The sequence below is a fragment of the Ectothiorhodosinus mongolicus genome, from assembly GCF_022406875.1.
Classification (GTDB): domain Bacteria; phylum Pseudomonadota; class Gammaproteobacteria; order Ectothiorhodospirales; family Ectothiorhodospiraceae; genus Ectothiorhodospira; species Ectothiorhodospira mongolica.
The window spans coordinates 1,184,458-1,199,904 of record NZ_CP023018.1; the positions used below are offsets into that span (position 1 = coordinate 1,184,458).

The 15,447-nt window shown below is 54.4% G+C and carries 15 protein-coding genes and 2 pseudogenes; 7 read left to right on the forward strand and 10 right to left on the reverse strand.

Features of this window, described 5'->3' with window-relative positions; all coding sequences use genetic code 11:
- From rsxD to metG, 6 genes and pseudogenes are all read right to left on the reverse strand, one after another.
- Window positions 1–1,047 (reverse strand): electron transport complex subunit RsxD, encoded by a 1,047-nt coding sequence (gene rsxD, locus CKX93_RS05570; protein WP_076755689.1) that lies wholly within the window; start codon window positions 1,045–1,047, stop codon window positions 1–3.
- 12 nt (window positions 1,048–1,059) lie between these two features.
- On the reverse strand, window positions 1,060–2,619 hold the full coding sequence (rsxC, locus tag CKX93_RS05575; RefSeq protein ID WP_076755690.1) for an electron transport complex subunit RsxC: 1,560 nt from the start codon (window positions 2,617–2,619) through the stop codon (window positions 1,060–1,062).
- Between the two features lie 37 nt (window positions 2,620–2,656).
- Entirely contained in the window at window positions 2,657–3,238 is a 582-nt protein-coding gene (rsxB, locus tag CKX93_RS05580; RefSeq protein ID WP_076755691.1) for an electron transport complex subunit RsxB, read from the reverse strand.
- Window positions 3,239–3,248: 10 nt separating this feature from the next.
- The gene (gene rsxA / locus CKX93_RS05585; RefSeq protein WP_076755692.1) at window positions 3,249–3,827 is read right to left on the reverse strand and encodes an electron transport complex subunit RsxA; all 579 of its coding nucleotides are present in this window, start codon (window positions 3,825–3,827) and stop codon (window positions 3,249–3,251) included.
- Window positions 3,828–3,897: 70 nt separating this feature from the next.
- A complete protein-coding gene (locus tag CKX93_RS05590; protein ID WP_076755693.1) occupies window positions 3,898–4,899 on the reverse strand; it encodes a LysR substrate-binding domain-containing protein in 1,002 nt (333 codons plus the stop codon).
- Between the two features lie 11 nt (window positions 4,900–4,910).
- Window positions 4,911–6,581: pseudogene (gene metG / locus CKX93_RS05595) on the reverse strand (methionine--tRNA ligase); the annotation flags it as partial.
- Window positions 6,582–6,754: 173 nt separating this feature from the next.
- Between metG and apbC the strand changes: the two are divergent.
- The 5 genes from apbC to ubiV are packed head-to-tail and all read left to right on the forward strand — an operon-like array spanning window position 6,755 to window position 11,268.
- Window positions 6,755–7,846: an iron-sulfur cluster carrier protein ApbC gene (gene apbC / locus CKX93_RS05600; protein ID WP_076755694.1), complete on the forward strand. Its 1,092-nt coding sequence runs from the start codon at window positions 6,755–6,757 to the stop codon at window positions 7,844–7,846.
- 7 nt (window positions 7,847–7,853) lie between these two features.
- Window positions 7,854–8,420: a dCTP deaminase gene (dcd, locus tag CKX93_RS05605; protein WP_076755695.1), complete on the forward strand. Its 567-nt coding sequence runs from the start codon at window positions 7,854–7,856 to the stop codon at window positions 8,418–8,420.
- Window positions 8,421–8,435: 15 nt separating this feature from the next.
- Window positions 8,436–9,365 (forward strand): tRNA modification radical SAM protein MnmL/YtqA, encoded by a 930-nt coding sequence (gene mnmL, locus CKX93_RS05610; RefSeq protein ID WP_076755696.1) that lies wholly within the window; start codon window positions 8,436–8,438, stop codon window positions 9,363–9,365.
- 11 nt (window positions 9,366–9,376) lie between these two features.
- On the forward strand, window positions 9,377–10,378 hold the full coding sequence (gene ubiU, locus CKX93_RS05615; protein WP_420828613.1) for a ubiquinone anaerobic biosynthesis protein UbiU: 1,002 nt from the start codon (window positions 9,377–9,379) through the stop codon (window positions 10,376–10,378).
- A complete protein-coding gene (gene ubiV, locus CKX93_RS05620) occupies window positions 10,375–11,268 on the forward strand; it encodes a ubiquinone anaerobic biosynthesis protein UbiV (protein ID WP_076755698.1) in 894 nt (297 codons plus the stop codon). Before ubiU ends, ubiV begins: the two co-directional genes overlap by 4 nt.
- Here the strand turns inward: ubiV and hemW are convergent.
- The 3 genes from hemW to rph are packed head-to-tail and all read right to left on the reverse strand — an operon-like array spanning window position 11,265 to window position 13,752.
- Window positions 11,265–12,446: a radical SAM family heme chaperone HemW gene (gene hemW, locus CKX93_RS05625; protein ID WP_076755699.1), complete on the reverse strand. Its 1,182-nt coding sequence runs from the start codon at window positions 12,444–12,446 to the stop codon at window positions 11,265–11,267. The genes ubiV and hemW overlap by 4 nt on opposite strands.
- Window positions 12,443–13,036 (reverse strand): RdgB/HAM1 family non-canonical purine NTP pyrophosphatase, encoded by a 594-nt coding sequence (rdgB, locus tag CKX93_RS05630; RefSeq protein WP_076755700.1) that lies wholly within the window; start codon window positions 13,034–13,036, stop codon window positions 12,443–12,445. The genes hemW and rdgB overlap by 4 nt, the downstream gene beginning before the upstream one ends.
- Window positions 13,033–13,752 carry a ribonuclease PH gene (gene rph, locus CKX93_RS05635; protein ID WP_076755951.1) on the reverse strand — a complete coding sequence of 240 codons (720 nt, stop codon included), beginning with the start codon at window positions 13,750–13,752 and terminating at the stop codon, window positions 13,033–13,035. Before rph ends, rdgB begins: the two co-directional genes overlap by 4 nt.
- A gap of 68 nt (window positions 13,753–13,820) precedes the next feature.
- Here rph and CKX93_RS05640 point away from each other — a divergent pair, with 68 nt between their 5' ends.
- Window positions 13,821–14,687, forward strand: a complete 867-nt coding sequence (locus CKX93_RS05640; RefSeq protein WP_076755701.1) for a YicC/YloC family endoribonuclease — start codon at window positions 13,821–13,823, stop codon at window positions 14,685–14,687.
- Window positions 14,688–14,698: 11 nt separating this feature from the next.
- Window positions 14,699–14,923, forward strand: a pseudogene (locus tag CKX93_RS05645) (Hsp20/alpha crystallin family protein); the annotation flags it as partial.
- An 88-nt stretch (window positions 14,924–15,011) separates the two neighbouring features.
- Here CKX93_RS05645 and CKX93_RS05650 read toward each other — a convergent pair.
- Window positions 15,012–15,446, reverse strand: a complete 435-nt coding sequence (locus CKX93_RS05650) for a molybdenum cofactor biosynthesis protein MoaE (RefSeq protein ID WP_076755702.1) — start codon at window positions 15,444–15,446, stop codon at window positions 15,012–15,014.
- Window position 15,447: the final 1 nt, after the last annotated feature.

Sequence of the window (15,447 nt, forward strand, 5' to 3'; positions counted from 1 at the left end):
TCAAAGGCCCTTGGAGCTGCGCGTCTTGCCAAAGGTTCGAGGCTGGGTGTACTGGTCGATCACCGGTGCCATCATATTCATCAGTAAGATGGCGAAAGCCACACCCTCGGCGTAACCGCCCCAACTGCGGATGACAAATGTGATCAGACCGACTCCCGCCCCAAAAATAACGCGGCCCAGCGGGGTTGTGCTGCCGGAAACAGGATCGGTGGCAATAAAAAAAGCACCGATGATGGCAGAGCCGCTCAGCAGGTGAATCCACGGGGCAGGATGGCTAGCCGGCGCTATCAGCCAAAACAATAGGGAAAGCGCGCCTAGGGTGATCAGCATGGCCGCGGGTGCATGCCAAGTGATGATCTTGCGAAAAATGAGCCACAGGCCACCAGCCAAGAACAGCAGATTAATCCATTCCCAACCGATGCCGGCTATCATGCCGAAAAAAGGTGAAGCTTGGATATCCGCCATACTGCGATCAAGGCCCAGCTCGGTTTGAATGCGATCCAAAGGTGTGGCACTACTGATCATGTCCCAGGTGAGTCCCGTGGGAAGCTGATGAAAGAAAATAATGCTGAGCGTCTGGGGTAAGTCAAAAGCGTATTCAGCTAGGCTCGAGGGCGGTAGCCAAAGCGTCATTTCCCGCGGGAAGGAGATGACCAGAACCACGTAGCCAACCATGGCAGGATTAAAAACGTTATATCCCAAGCCACCATAGAGGTGCTTGGCGATGATAATCGCAAACACAACACCGACAAAGGTGATCCACCAAGGCGTCAATGGTGGTATCGCCAGTGCCAGCAGCCAGCCTGTCACGACGGCGGATAAATCCGTGACGAAGGGTGTTATTGGCCGACGCCGCAGTTTCAGAACCAATGCTTCCAGCGCCACACAAAGAATCACCGCCAGAGCCACATTGACGAGGATGCCCCAGCCAAAAAACCAAGTCATGGCAATGGTTCCGGGCACTAGGGCATAGAGAACCTGGCGCATCACGCCATTGACGCTCAGTGCGGGCGATAAGTGGGGAGAGGTAACGGTTTCAAAACGCATGTGTTGACCGACTTAGGCCTCCCGACTGGCCTTGCGGGCCTGAACCCGCTTGAGCGCCGCTTCTATGGCCGCTTTGCGTGGATCTTCTACGGCATCGGTTGACGCTTTTTCGCTTAACTCACGTTTTTTGCGCGCCAGGCGTTCAGCCTTTTCTTTTTTCTCCCGCTCCAGTCGCTCTTGTCGCCACTCGTGACGCAGGCGAGAGGCTTGCGATTGCTGTTTTTCCTGTTCCTTGGCCCAAATCTCATTTTTTGCAAAGCGATAAAACTGTACCAAAGGAATATTGCTGGGGCAGACATGAGCGCAGCAGCCACACTCAATACAATCGAACAAATTGTAGTCCTGAGCCTTATCGAAATCCTGTGATCGGCTATACCAATACAGCTGCTGTGGCAGCAGTTGCGCCGGACAGACTTTGACGCAATCGCCACAGCGAATACAGGGCATGACGGGGTCGCGTGGCTTTACGGTATCGCGGTCACCCACCAAAATGCAGTTCGTGCCCTTAATGATGGGCACCGCATCATTGGCTAAGGCAAAACCCATCATCGGTCCACCCATGATCAAGCGCTCGGCCTGATCGGTATAGCCTCCTGCCAGCTTGACTAACTCGCTGATTGGTGTGCCCAAGCGGACTTTGAAATTACGTGGGCGATGCACTCCCGCGCCCGTCACTGTGACGATGCGTGAAATTAAGGGTTCGCCATGCACGACAGCGCGAAAGATGGCGGCCAAGGTACCGCCGTTGTGACACACCACACCTATGTCAGCCGGTATGCCATCAGCAGGCACTTCAGTACCTGTGAGTGTTTTAATCAGCTGGCGTTCGCCGCCGGCGGGATAAATGGTGGGCAATGCGACGATGCGGATATTGTCGCGCTGTTCACCACCCAAGGCTTCAGTCATCGCGCGAATTGCCTCGGGTTTATTGTCTTCAATACCAATCAGGCATTGCTTGGGTCGCAAAGCGCTACGCACCAACATCAATCCAGCAATGACTTTCTCGGCCTCTGTGCGCATCAGGATGTCATCGCAAGTAATGTAGGGTTCGCATTCCGCGCCATTGACGATGAGGGTATGGATTTTTTGCTCCGGTCGAGGATTAAGTTTGACCGCCGAAGGAAAGGCAGCTCCGCCTAATCCGACAATTCCGGCTTCACGCACGCGCTCGCGCAGCAGCATGGGATCCATGTCCTCAAAGTTGTCAATCGGCGCCATACGATGTTCGCCCCAATGATCATCGCCATCAACCTCGAGGCGAATACAGGGCGCCGCCAACCCTGAGGGATGGGGCACGGGAGCATCTTCAATACTTAGAATGCGACCCGAGGTGGGGGCGTGCAGGTGGGCACCGACATAAGTATCACAGCGAGCGATGATCTGGCCTTTGCAGACCTGGTCTCCTGCTTTAACAACCACTTGTGCAGGCTCGCCAATATGCTGGCGCAAGGGAATAGTCAGGAGTTCGGGTAGCGGCGCAGTGGCCAAGGGTTCAACCAGACTTTCGGCCTTATGGTCGGGGATATCCAGACCGCCGTGAAAGCGCCAGAGTTTGAGGGGCTTAGTACTCATGGTCTGTGATTGTAAACCAAAGCGGATTTGAGGCCGCTCATGACGATACTGGGTTGGGACGCGCTAAATCTAGTAGACGCAGGGTTCCCGCATATTGTTCCTCAGGTAACGGCCACTTCCAGCTGCCGATGTCCTGCTCAATGGGCAGCATGACAATACAATCCACCGGACAGGGGGCGATGCAAAGCTCGCACCCTGTGCATTGTTCGGCGATAACCGTATGCATTTGTTTCGCCGCCCCTAAAATGGCATCCACAGGACAGGCTTGAATACACAACGTGCAGCCAATGCAGGTTTGTTCATCAATGACAGCCAGAGACTTTTCCTTAATTTCGCCTTCCAGGGGTTTAGGATCCCGGCCCAGAAGATCCGCTAGCGCCAGCACTGTGGTTTCGCCGCCCGGAGGACAGCGGTTGATGTCTGCTTGCCCCTCAGCAATAGCAGCAGCATAGGGGCGACATCCCGCATAGCCACACTGGCCACACTGGGTTTGCGGCAGCAAGTCATTGATTTGGTCAGCGACGGGATCACCTTCGACGCGGAAACGAACCGCCGAGTATCCCAAGATAATGCCGAAGAGGGCACATAGAGAGACGATGACGAGAATGGCAGCAATCATGTCAGCATCCTCAAGGCGCTAGACCGATAAAGCCCATAAAGGCCAATGACATAAGGCCGGCAGTGATTAACGCAATCGCACTGCCTTTAAAGGGTGTCGGCACGTCCCCCGCAGCGATTCTCTCGCGCAAGGCAGCAAACAATACCAGCACAATGGAAAAACCAATCGCCGCGCCCATGCCGTAAACAACCGACTCAACAAAGCCATGCATCTCCTGGATATTCAACAAAGCCACACCCAGTACCGCGCAGTTGGTGGTGATCAAAGGCAGGAATATACCCAGCACGTTGTATAACAGCGGACTGGTTTTGTGCACCACCATTTCTGTGAATTGCACGACTGCGGCGATCACCAAGATAAATGAGATAGTGCGCAAATACTCAAGGCCAAACGGCGCCAGTAAGTACTCATTCACCAAGAAGCTACAGACCGAGGATAGGGTCAACACAAAGGTTGTGGCCAGCCCCATGCCAGCAGCGGTTTCGACTTTACGGGAGACGCCCATGAACGGGCACAGGCCAAGGAACTTCACCAAAACGAAGTTATTGACCAGTACCGTACTGACAAGAATGAGCGCTAACTCAGCCATGTTTCTCCTTAATTACTGCCCACAGTATCGGGCAGCCCGGTAGCGGGCTTCAACCGCTGAGAAACTGGGGTCAAGCGCGAACGCTGGAACGGCTGGGGCCACGCGTTGGCAGCTTGATTTGCGTCAGCAGTTTCTGCACGGCTGGTGCATCCGGGTCGCGGGCTGCACGAGCGACCTGTTCCGCGCCCAGATGTGGCGCCAGCATCGCGATGAATTCAAACATATAGCCCCGCAACCAAGCACCACGGCGAAAGCCAATGCGCGTGATATTGGGTGAGAAGGCGGGGTGCGTGTTCAAAGCCACCAGATCATCGTCATAACCAGGCTCTAAAGCCACATGGGCAATGATACCCACGCCCATGCCATGACGCACATAGGTCTTAATGACATCGGCATCGGCAGCGGTGAGCACAATTTCGGGGGTCAGCCCAGCACGTTTGAAGTCGGCATCCAACTTGGTTCTTCCGGTGAAGCCATCCAAATAAGTCACAATGGGGAACTCCGCGAGACGTTCCAGCGTGATCGCCCCTTCTTTGGCCAACACATGGTCACGAGGTACAACCACACAGTGATACCAGCGATAAGCAGGCAACAACACCATTTGTCCACTGTGCGCGATAGGATCAGTGCCGATCACGAAATCGGCCTCACCATGGGCCAGCATGCCACCGACCTGTGGGGGAGAGCCCTGATGGATTTGCACACGCACGCCAGGAAATCGGGTTTTGAAATGATCGATAATGGGAGGCAGTACATAGCGTGCTTGCGAGTGGGTCGTGGCGATGCGCAGCTCGCCGTTTTGATCATCACAGGCCTCGTCCGCGGCAGCACGAATATTGTCTACGTCCTGCAGGATTTTTTCGCCGTAGTGCAGGATTTTCTTGCCCACATCCGTCATGTCAGTAAGATGTTTGCCGCTGCGATGAAACAGCGGTACGCCCAGTTCCTCCTCCAAGAGTCTAACTTGCTTACTGATGCCGGGCTGTGAAGTGTGGAGGTGTTGGGCGGCCTCAGAAATATTGAGGTTATGACGCGCAATCGCCCTCAGGTAGCGCAACTGTTGGAGTTTCATGACGCGTCCCCCGACGCAGACTGGCTGGGCGCCAGATTATCCCGTGATGCCTCAACCATGGCCTGAACGGCTGCTGGGTCGACTCTTGTCGCCAGTGGCTGATAAGGATGGATATTGCTGCCCAACAGTGGCTGGCGGACAGAATCCCAGATCAATGGCTCACATTGTAAGAACTGCTCTGCCTGCGTGGCCATTTGCGGCAATATAGGCTTTAAATAAGTCATGATCACGCGGAAAAGATTAATGCCTTGCGTACAGACAGTTTGCACCCGCTGCTGTTGTCCATCTTGTTTGGCCAATACCCACGGTTTCTGTTCATCCACATATTGATTGGCTGCATCGGCCAGCGACATGATTTCGCGCACGGCCTGTGCATACTCGCGATTCTCATAATGACTACTAATACGTTCGCCGGCATCGATAAATTGGGCATAAAGGGCCTCATCATCGAGGCTTTCAGCCAGTTGGCCGGCAAAGCTTTTGTGGATAAATCCAGCGCAGCGTGAGGCGATATTCACGGCTTTACCCACCAGATCGCTATTCACGCGGGCAATGAAATCATCTAGCGAAAGGTCGATGTCGTCCACGCCTGGCCCCAGTTTGGCGGCAAAGTAGTAACGTAGGTACTCGGGGTGTAAATGTTCTAAATAGGCCCGCGCTTTAATAAACGTGCCGCGGGATTTGGACATTTTCTGGCCATTGACGGTCAAAAATCCATGGCAATGCACTGCGCTGGGTGTGCGAAAGCCAGCGCCATGCAACATGGCGGGCCAAAACAGGGTATGGAAATAGGCGATGTCTTTGCCGATGAAATGATGCAATTCAGTTTGGCTGTCGGGCTGCCACCAGTCGTCAAAATTCAGGCCGTGTTTGGCGCAGTAATGTTGGAAACTCGCCATGTAGCCAATGGGTGCGTCCAGCCAGACGTAAAAATATTTACCCGGTGCGTCAGGGATTTCGAAACCCCAGTAGGGCGCATCGCGCGAGATGTCCCAGTCATTTAATCCGCAGTCAAACCATTCCTGAAGCTTATTGCGGATCTCGGGCTGCAAGCTGCCCGATCGAGTCCAGGCTGAGAGCATGTCGGCAAACTGGCCAAGCGTAAAAAAGTAATGCTCTGAGTCTTTCTCAATGGGAGTCACCCCAGAGATCGCTGAGACAGGATTTTTCAGGTCGGTGGGGCTATAGGTGGCGCCGCAGGCTTCACAGGAATCGCCATACTGATCTTTGGCGCCGCAGCGCGGACACTCACCTTTGATAAAGCGATCGGGAAGAAACATTTCCGCTTTGGGGTCATAGGCCTGTCGGATGGTGCGCCGCGCAATATGCCCGGCGTCGCGCAAACGACCGTAGATCAGCGTGGCAAACTGCCGGTTCTCATCGGAGTGAGTGCTGTGATAATGATCGAATTCAATGAAAAACTCTGAGAAATCGGCACGATGCTCTCGACCAATGGTTTCGATGAGTTCTTCAGGAGTGATGCCTTCGCTTTGCGCTTTGAGCATGATGGGTGTGCCGTGTGCGTCATCGGCACAAACATAAATCACCTCGTGCCCGCGCATTTTCTGGAAGCGAACCCAAATATCCGTCTGTATGTATTCCACCAGATGGCCTAAATGAATGGGGCCATTGGCGTAAGGCAAGGCGCTGGTGACTAGGATCTGTCGGGCTGGCTGAGTCATGGTTCAGGCTGATATCACAAAGACCCCGAAATTTACCAGCTTACAGGGGTCAACCACCAGTTGCGGGTTGGCTTTACCCGGGTTGGATCACTAAAACCCCTAAAATCACGTCTTTATTGCCGGACCGGGGCTTGGTGTAGAATAGGGCGCTAATTGCACCCAAGGAGCCATAGATGACGGAAGTATCTCGCCTGAAGTTGGAGACCCTACTCAAAGAGATTCACGATCCTTACATTGACGCGGATCTAATGTCTTCCAAACAGGTGCGCGACATTCGTATCGAGGGGGGCGTGGCCACTATAGATATCTCATTGGGGTATGCGGCCGAAGGCTGGCATCCTAGCTTGCGCCAAGCCATTGTCGACAAGCTACAAGGGGTTTCTGGAATCACTGCAGTCAAGGTCAACATTGAGACCAAGGTGGCCTCTCATAGTGTGCAGCGCGGGCTCAAGCCGCTGCACAACATCAAAAATATTATTGCCGTCGCCTCGGGCAAAGGCGGGGTAGGCAAATCCACCACGGCAGTCAATTTGGCCTTAGCGTTGAAAGCAGAGGGGGCCACGGTGGGTATTTTGGATGCTGATATTTATGGTCCCAGTCAGCCACGTATGCTGGGTATTGTCGGTAAGCCGGAGACCAAGGATGGAAAAAGCATGGAACCCATGGAAAATCATGGGATACAGGCTATGTCCATCGGCTTTCTTATTGAGGAAGACACGCCAATGATCTGGCGCGGACCCATGGTCACTCAGGCGCTTGAGCAATTGCTGCGGGACACGAACTGGAAAGATTTGGATTACCTAGTCATCGATTTGCCGCCGGGCACGGGTGATACCCAGCTCACTTTGGCGCAAAAAATTCCCGTTAGCGGTGCTGTGATTGTCACCACGCCTCAAGATATTGCCCTTTTAGATGCACGTAAGGGACTGAAGATGTTTGAAAAAGTCGATGTGCCCGTGCTCGGTGTGGTGGAGAACATGAGTATCCATATCTGTTCCAAATGCGGCCATGAGGAACATATTTTCGGACAGGGCGGTGGCGAACGTATGGCCGAGGAATATGATGTGGATTTCCTAGGTGCTTTGCCTTTGGACGTGCATATCCGTGAACAAGTGGATAGCGGCAATCCCACCGTTGTGGCCAGCCCGGAAGGGCGCATCGCCGAGATTTATCGCGAAATAGCTCGCCGTGCTGGTGCGCGCTTAGCCTTGCAGGCGCGGGACTTTTCGGCCAAATTCCCCAACATCGTCATTCAAAACACCTAGGAATTACATGGCTATCAAATCCGATCACTGGATCCGTCGTATGGCGGCGGAGCAGGGCATGATTGAGCCTTTCGCCCATGAGCAGGTGCGACAGGTTAATGGGGAAAAGATTATCTCCTATGGCACGTCCAGCTACGGCTACGACGTGCGCTGTGCTGACGAGTTCAAGATTTTCACCAACATCAATTCCAGCATCGTCGATCCCAAGCATTTCGATGAGCGCAGTTTTGTCGATATCAAATCCGATGTTTGCATCATTCCCCCCAATTCCTTTGCACTGGCGCGCACGGTCGAATATTTTCGTATTCCCCGAAGTGTGTTGACCGTGTGCTTGGGTAAAAGCACTTACGCCCGCTGTGGCATCATCGTCAACGTGACGCCACTGGAACCGGAGTGGGAGGGGCATGTCACCCTAGAGTTTTCCAATACCACGCCCCTGCCTGCAAGGATTTATGCCCATGAAGGCGTGGCTCAGATGTTGTTTTTTGAGTCAGACGAAATCTGCGCTACATCCTACAAAGATCGTGGCGGCAAGTATCAGGGGCAGACGGGTGTGACGCTGCCCAAGACCTAATCTAGGCTGGGTTTTATGCAATTGGCCGAGCACGTTAATACGCTTGGGTCTGATATGCAGGCCCATTTCGGTACGCGTATTCATAAACTCACCGTCAGTGCCGGATTTATTTGCCCCAACATGGATGGCAGTAAGGGCGAGGGGGGTTGCACCTTTTGCAACAACGCCAGTTTTGCACCGCAGGGGCATGACGGTGGTGAAGTGGCTCGGCAACTGGCCGAAGGTGCCGAGGTGGTGCGCAAACGCACAGGTGCACGCCGCTATCTTGCATATTTCCAGGCTTACACCAATACCTATGCCGAAATTGACCGCCTAAAAGCCTTATATGACGAGGCCTTGCAAACGCATGATGTGGTGGGTTTGGCAGTAGGTACGCGCCCTGACTGCGTGCCTGATAAGGTGCTGGACCTGCTCGCTAGCTATCAAGACCAAGGTCAATTCATTTGGTTGGAGCTGGGATTACAGTCTTCTTTTGATGAAACCTTGGCGCGGGTCAATCGCGGCCACGGCTATGCGGAGTATTGTGATGCAGTGAAAAGAGCGCGCCAACGCCAATTGCGTGTGTGTACACATTTAATGCATGGCTTGCCGGGTGAAGAGGAATGGCATCAGTATCAGACCCTGCGCCGTGTGATTGATGAGGGTGTGGATGGCCTCAAGTTACACCCGGTCCATGTCGTGCGGGGCACACAGTTAGCGAAGCAGTGGCGGGCGGGTGAATTTCAGCCTTGGACTTTGGAGCGCTACGTGAATCTGGCCGTAGATCTGATTGAGATGACGCCGCCCGAAGTTGTGTTCCATCGCCTAACGGCTACAGCCCAAGAGCCTTTGTTACTGGCGCCGGAGTGGTGCAGCACCAAATGGCCAGCGCTTAATGGGATTGATCGTGAGTTGCGGCGACGTGGGTCTTATCAGGGCTGTCGCTTAAGCGGAGAGAATAAATGAGTGATAAAGGTTTGGAACTGGTATGTCCGGCAGGTGGATTGCCAGCGCTGCGCACCGCTGTGGATCATGGCGCAGATGCTGTGTATCTCAGCCTACGCGGCGAGGTGAATGCGCGCAATTTTCCCGGCTTAAACTTTGATCGCAAGACCTTGGTTAAAGGCATTCAATACGCCCATTCTCATGGTGCGCGGGTGTATATGGCGCTGAACACCTACCCCCAGCCGGATCTTTTCGACCAGGCAACGGCGGCGATTGATGTCGCTGCTGCTGAGGGTATTGACGCAGTGATTCTCGCGGATATGGGGGTGATGCGTTACGCCGCTCAAACCCATCCCGAGCTCAAGCTGCACTTATCGGTGCAGGGCTCAGCCACCACGGCAGATGCCCTGAATTTCTATCATGAGCGTTTTGGTGTGCGGCGTGCAGTTCTGCCTCGAGTGCTTTCCTTGGCGCAGGTTGAACAGGTGATCAAGCGCAGCAAAATTGATATCGAGGTGTTTGGTTTTGGCAGTCTATGCGTCATGGTCGAGGGCCGCTGCATGCTATCGTCTTATGCCACGGGTGATGCACCTAATACGCATGGGGCCTGCTCACCGGCTCACGCTGTGCGCTGGATTGAGACGGACAAAGGGCGCGAAGCACGACTCAACGGCGTACTGATTGATACCTTTAAACCCGGTGAAAGCGCTGGCTACCCGGTGATTTGTAAGGGCCGCTATCAGGTGGGAGACGCTCCTGAGCACTTCTATGCCATCGAAGAGCCGACCAGCTTGAGCACCCTCGATATCCTGCCAGATCTCTACCGCATCGGCGTTCGCGCTATCAAGCTTGAAGGCCGCCAGCGCAGCCCCGCCTATGTGGCTGAGGCGACACGGGTGATGCGCGCGGCCATCGATGCCTGTCATGAAAACCCCGAGGGTTTTCGCGTCAAGCCAGACTGGGCTCAGGCTTTGGCTGGCATGTCTGAGGGACGCACCCAAACGCTTGGGGCATTGCACAGGGCTTGGCAATGAAGCTCTCACTAGGACCTATTCAATACTACTGGCCGCGGCAAAAGGTCATGGACTTCTATGCCATGGTCGCCAAGGCGCCCGTGGATCTGGTGTATCTCGGCGAGAATGTCTGTTCCAAGCGGCGTGAACTGCGTGCTGCCGATTGGCTGGATGTGGCACATCGCCTAGCGGATGCGGGTAAGACGGTAATCCTCTCGAGTTTGGCGCTGCTCGAAGCTGAGTCAGAGCGGCTGGCTCTTGAGCGACTCGTCGGTAATGGCCATTTTATGGTGGAGGCCAATGATGCGACTGCATTGGGCCTTTTGGTTGGTCAGAACTTTGTGGCTGGGCCTCATATCAACACCTATAACGCCGCTACTCTCGCAGAGCTGCGGGCTATGGGAGCCATTCGTTGGGTCTTGCCAGTAGAGTTGTCGTCTAGTGTTTTGCAACAAATGCATGATGCGCGCCCTGAGGGCTTGGAAACCGAGGTGATTGTCTTTGGCAAACTACCTTTGGCATTCTCCGCACGGTGTTTCACAGCGCGCGCCCATAATGTTCCCAAAGATGCCTGTGGATTGGCCTGCTTGGATGACCCGGGCGGCAAGTATCTTAATACTCAGGACAGTGGCGAGTTACTGACTGTCAATGGTATTCAGTTGCAGTCGGCAGAGCCTTCTAACCTTGTTGAGGTGCTGCCTGATATCGCTGCCATGGGGGTAGATGTAGTGCGTTTACTACCGGAGCCGGAACATATGGCGGAGGTGATAGAGGCATTCCGCGATTGCATCGATGGTCATCTCAGTCCGCAGCAGGCCCTGGCGCGCATCGAGGGTTTATTTCCAAGGTTTAGTGACGGCTACTGGCATGGTGCAGCTGGCATGAGCTGGCATCAGCAAATGCCTGTTTAATGATCTTTTAGAAATAATCCCGTGAGATCGTTGAGGAAGCGCCGACCTAGGGGCGTCGCGTTCCAATGCGTGGGCGTCTCTTCCAACAAATCTCGCTCGATAGCTTGGTTGATCTCTTTCGCGATGACCTTTATGGGAAGGCCTGTACGTTCACTGAATAGCGATTTGGGGACGGGTTTTTGTAACCTGAGTGCGTTGAGCATGAACTCGAATGACAGATCCGCATGATTCAAGGTCCGCTGGCTGACTATTTCTGCGGCTTCTTGATCTGAAGTTTTGCCCGAGAAGGCCCGCAAATAAGCCTCTGGCTGTCGCGGCTTGACACGCCGAATGACGGTGTCTGTAGCAGGACTGGAAATCTTTCCATGGGCACCAGAGCCAATGCCGATGTAGTCGCCAAATTCCCAGTAGTTCAAATTGTGCCGGCATTGTTGCTTCGCTCGGCTGTAGGCCGACACTTCATACTGTTCAAATCCTTGCGCCGCTAGTAACTGCTGTCCCGCTGCCTGCATCTCCCATAATTCTTCGTCATCTGGCAAATCTGTCGGCGGAAAGCGCGCGAACAGGGTGTTGGGTTCCAATGTCAGTTCATACCAGCTGAGGTGTTCACTGCCCAGGCTTAGCGCAATCTGTAAATCCTCAAGCGCTGCTTCCCTGCTCTGTGCAGGCAAGCCAAACATGAGATCGATATTGATGTTTTCAAAACCGGCTTGTCGCGCCGTGGCAAACGCCTGGCGGGATTCATCCGCGCCATGAATACGCCCCAAGGCCTTGAGTGAAGTCTCAGAAAAGCTTTGTACACCCAAAGAGATGCGATTAATCCCAGCTTGTCGATATCCGATGAAATGATCTTGTTCGACAGTGCCCGGATTGGCCTCTAGAGTGATTTCCAAATTGGGGCGCATATTCAGCCGAGCGCGCAACTCAGATAAGAGGCGGTTTATGGCATCAGCACTGAACAGGCTGGGTGTGCCGCCGCCGATAAATATGCTTTCTAAAGATCTACCCCAGACCAGCGGTAGCTCGGCCTCCAGATCCCGGATCAATGCATCGATGTAGTCTTCTTCAGGGATCGATGTTTTCACCGCATGTGAGTTGAAATCACAGTAAGGGCACTTGCGCACACACCAGGGCAGGTGCACATAAAGTGCCAAAGGAATCACGGCATTTAAGGTCATTTCAAGGGCGGCAGTTTGTGCAGCAAATTTCTCAGCGCTTGGCCGCGATGGCTGAGGCGGTTTTTCTCTTCTGCCGGCAATTGTGCTGCGGTCTTGCCTTGCTCAGGAATGAGGAAAATAGGGTCATACCCATGGCCTTGATCGCCGGCGGGCTCAATGGCTATTTGTCCTTCCCAATGGCCCTCAGCAATCACGGGTGATGGATCGGTGGCATGGCGTAAAAACACGATAACGCTGCGGAAACGGGCAGTGCGCTGAGCAGCGCTAACGCCAGATAAAGCCCGCAACAATTTGTGGTTATTCTCCTCGGTAGTCGCGCGCGCACCCGCGTAACGAGCTGAATAAATACCGGGCGCACCTTGCAGGAAATCCACCTCGATACCCGAATCATCAGCTAGGGCCGGCAGGCCTGTATGCTGCGCAGCATGACGTGCTTTAATCAGCGCGTTTTCAACAAAACTTAATCCGGTTTCGGCGACTTCAGTGACCTCAAATGCAGATTGCGGCACGATTTCAAAACCGCTGCTTTGTAGCATCTGTGAAAACTCGCGCAGCTTGCCCGCATTGCCGGTGGCTAGCACAATTTTCATGCAGTGGAGCCTGCAGCCTGTTGTTCAGCCATAATCTCGCCAATGCCTTTTTCTGCCAGCACGAGCATTTCCTGCAACTCATTTTTGTGGAAGGCATGCCCCTCTGCCGTGCCCTGCAGTTCAATAAAAGCACCGGCATCGTTCATGACAATATTCATATCGGTCTCCGCCTCGGAATCTTCCCGATAGTCTAGGTCTAGGATGGGGTGGCCGCGATAGATGCCCACTGAGACAGCGGCAACACTGCCAATCAGCGGGTCTCGCCGCACTAAGCCGGCTTTTTTGAGATGAGCTACAGCGTCGCAGAGTGCCACGTAGGCTCCACTGATGGCGGCAGTGCGCGTACCCCCGTCTGCTTGCAAGACGTCACAGTCCAAAGTGATCTGTCGCTCGCCCAAGGCTTCGAGGTTGACCACGGCTCGCAAGCTGCGTCCGATGAGTCGTTGAATCTCCTGGGTGCGTCCCTGCTGTTTGCCGCGGGCAGCTTCACGTGGCATGCGATCATGCGTCGAGCGCGGTAACATCCCGTATTCAGCCGTTACCCACCCGCGGCCTTTGCCCTTAAGCCATGGGGGTGTGCGCTCATCCACAGAGGCTGTACACAAGACTCGGGTTTTTCCATATTCGGCGAGCACTGAGCCTTCAGCATGTTCGGTGAAGTTGCGGGTAAAACGCACGGGGCGCAGTTCGTCGATAGCACGGCCACTGGGTCGCATGGTGAATCCTGTCAGCAAATGGAACCGCACAGTATAATGCATGGGCTAATTCGCCCGCAGGAGTTCTGATGTTATCCAGCATGACCGGCTTTGCCCATAGTGAATCCAGTGGTGAATTTGGCACCCTGATTTGTGAACTGCGCGCTGTGAACCACCGTTACCTAGAGATCTCGGTGCGCTTGCCCGATGAATTGCGTAGCCTGGAAGCGGGTATCCGCGAGCGCCTACAGGCTGGAATCAATCGAGGCAAACTGGAGTGTAGTTTGCGTTGGCGCCGCTCTGGACAAACGGCCGAAGGCCCTCAGGTCAATGAGGAGTTTGCTAAACAGCTGATCGCGAAGATCAGTGAAGTGGAGCACTGGATGCACAATGCCGCGCGCTTTACCGTGATGGATTTGCTGCACTGGCCGGGGGTGGTGGTCGAGCCAGAGCAGGACATGACGGCTCTATCTACCTCGGTCATGGATCTAGTGAAACAAACCTTGGACGAGTTACAACAGGCGCGCCATCGTGAGGGCCAGCATATTCAGGGCTTGCTGCGGTCTCGCCTTGAGCAAGTACAGGTGCAGGTGGATTTTGTTCGGCAGAGGCGCCCGCAGGTGGTTCAGTCACTGCAGGATAAGCTTCGCGGCCGCATCGCCGAACTAGAACTCGACTGTGACCCAGGGCGGCTGGAACAGGAGCTTGTGCTGCAGGCGCAGCGCCTCGATGTCGCCGAAGAGCTGGACCGACTCGATGGACACTGCAAGGAAATGCTGCGCATTCTGGGCACTGATGAGCCCATGGGGCGTCGCCTAGATTTCCTGATGCAGGAATTCAATCGCGAGGCCAACACCCTAAGCGCCAAATCGCATGACCTAGAAACCACCCAAGCAGCGGTCGAACTCAAAGTCTTGATCGAACAGATGCGCGAACAAATCCAAAACCTCGAATAAAAAAAGCCAAAAATCGGGTGCTGACCATCTCTGGTGAGCGTCGTGAAGAAACCCACGAAGAGAAGGAGCATTACAAGCGCGTTGAGCGTATTCGCGGCAGTTTCTACCGGCGTTTTAGCCTGCCTGATTCGGCCGATGCGGAGCGTATCAGTGCTCGCAGCCACAATGGTGTACTGGAAGTACGCATTGCCAAACAGGAAAAGGTTCAGCCACGCCGTATCAGCGTGGAGTCCTGATCGATCGATGTGTTTAGGTCGGCCGCTGGTCTTTAACCGGCCAGCGGCATTGGCCTACCAGGTTTCGGCCCGAGTCGATCCCCGCAGTTTATCCGGGCGTGTTCGACTCCACCCAGCGATTTTGCCCGGTGCTCAAAGTCTCGCGTTTCCAAAACGGAGCGTTGTGCTTTAAATCCTCCATGATGCTGCGACAAGCCGCAAAAGCCGCAGCGCGATGCGCCGACCAAACCGCCACCAAAACGATCGGGTCGCTGGGGCAAATCTGGCCGACTCGGTGGGCAATGAGCACATCCAGTAAGTCCCACTGTTCTCGAGCGCGCCGCTCAATGACTTCAAGCTCTCTCTCGGTCATCCCCGGGTAGTGTTCTAAAAACATGCCTTCGACCGTATCTCCTTCATTAAAGTCGCGCATGCTGCCAACGAAACTGGCAGTGGCGCCATAGCTTCCCGGCTGCAGCTGCGATTCATGAGCCAACAGCAAGGCATAAGGTTCGAGGGATTGTTCGAATAATTGAACGGACATT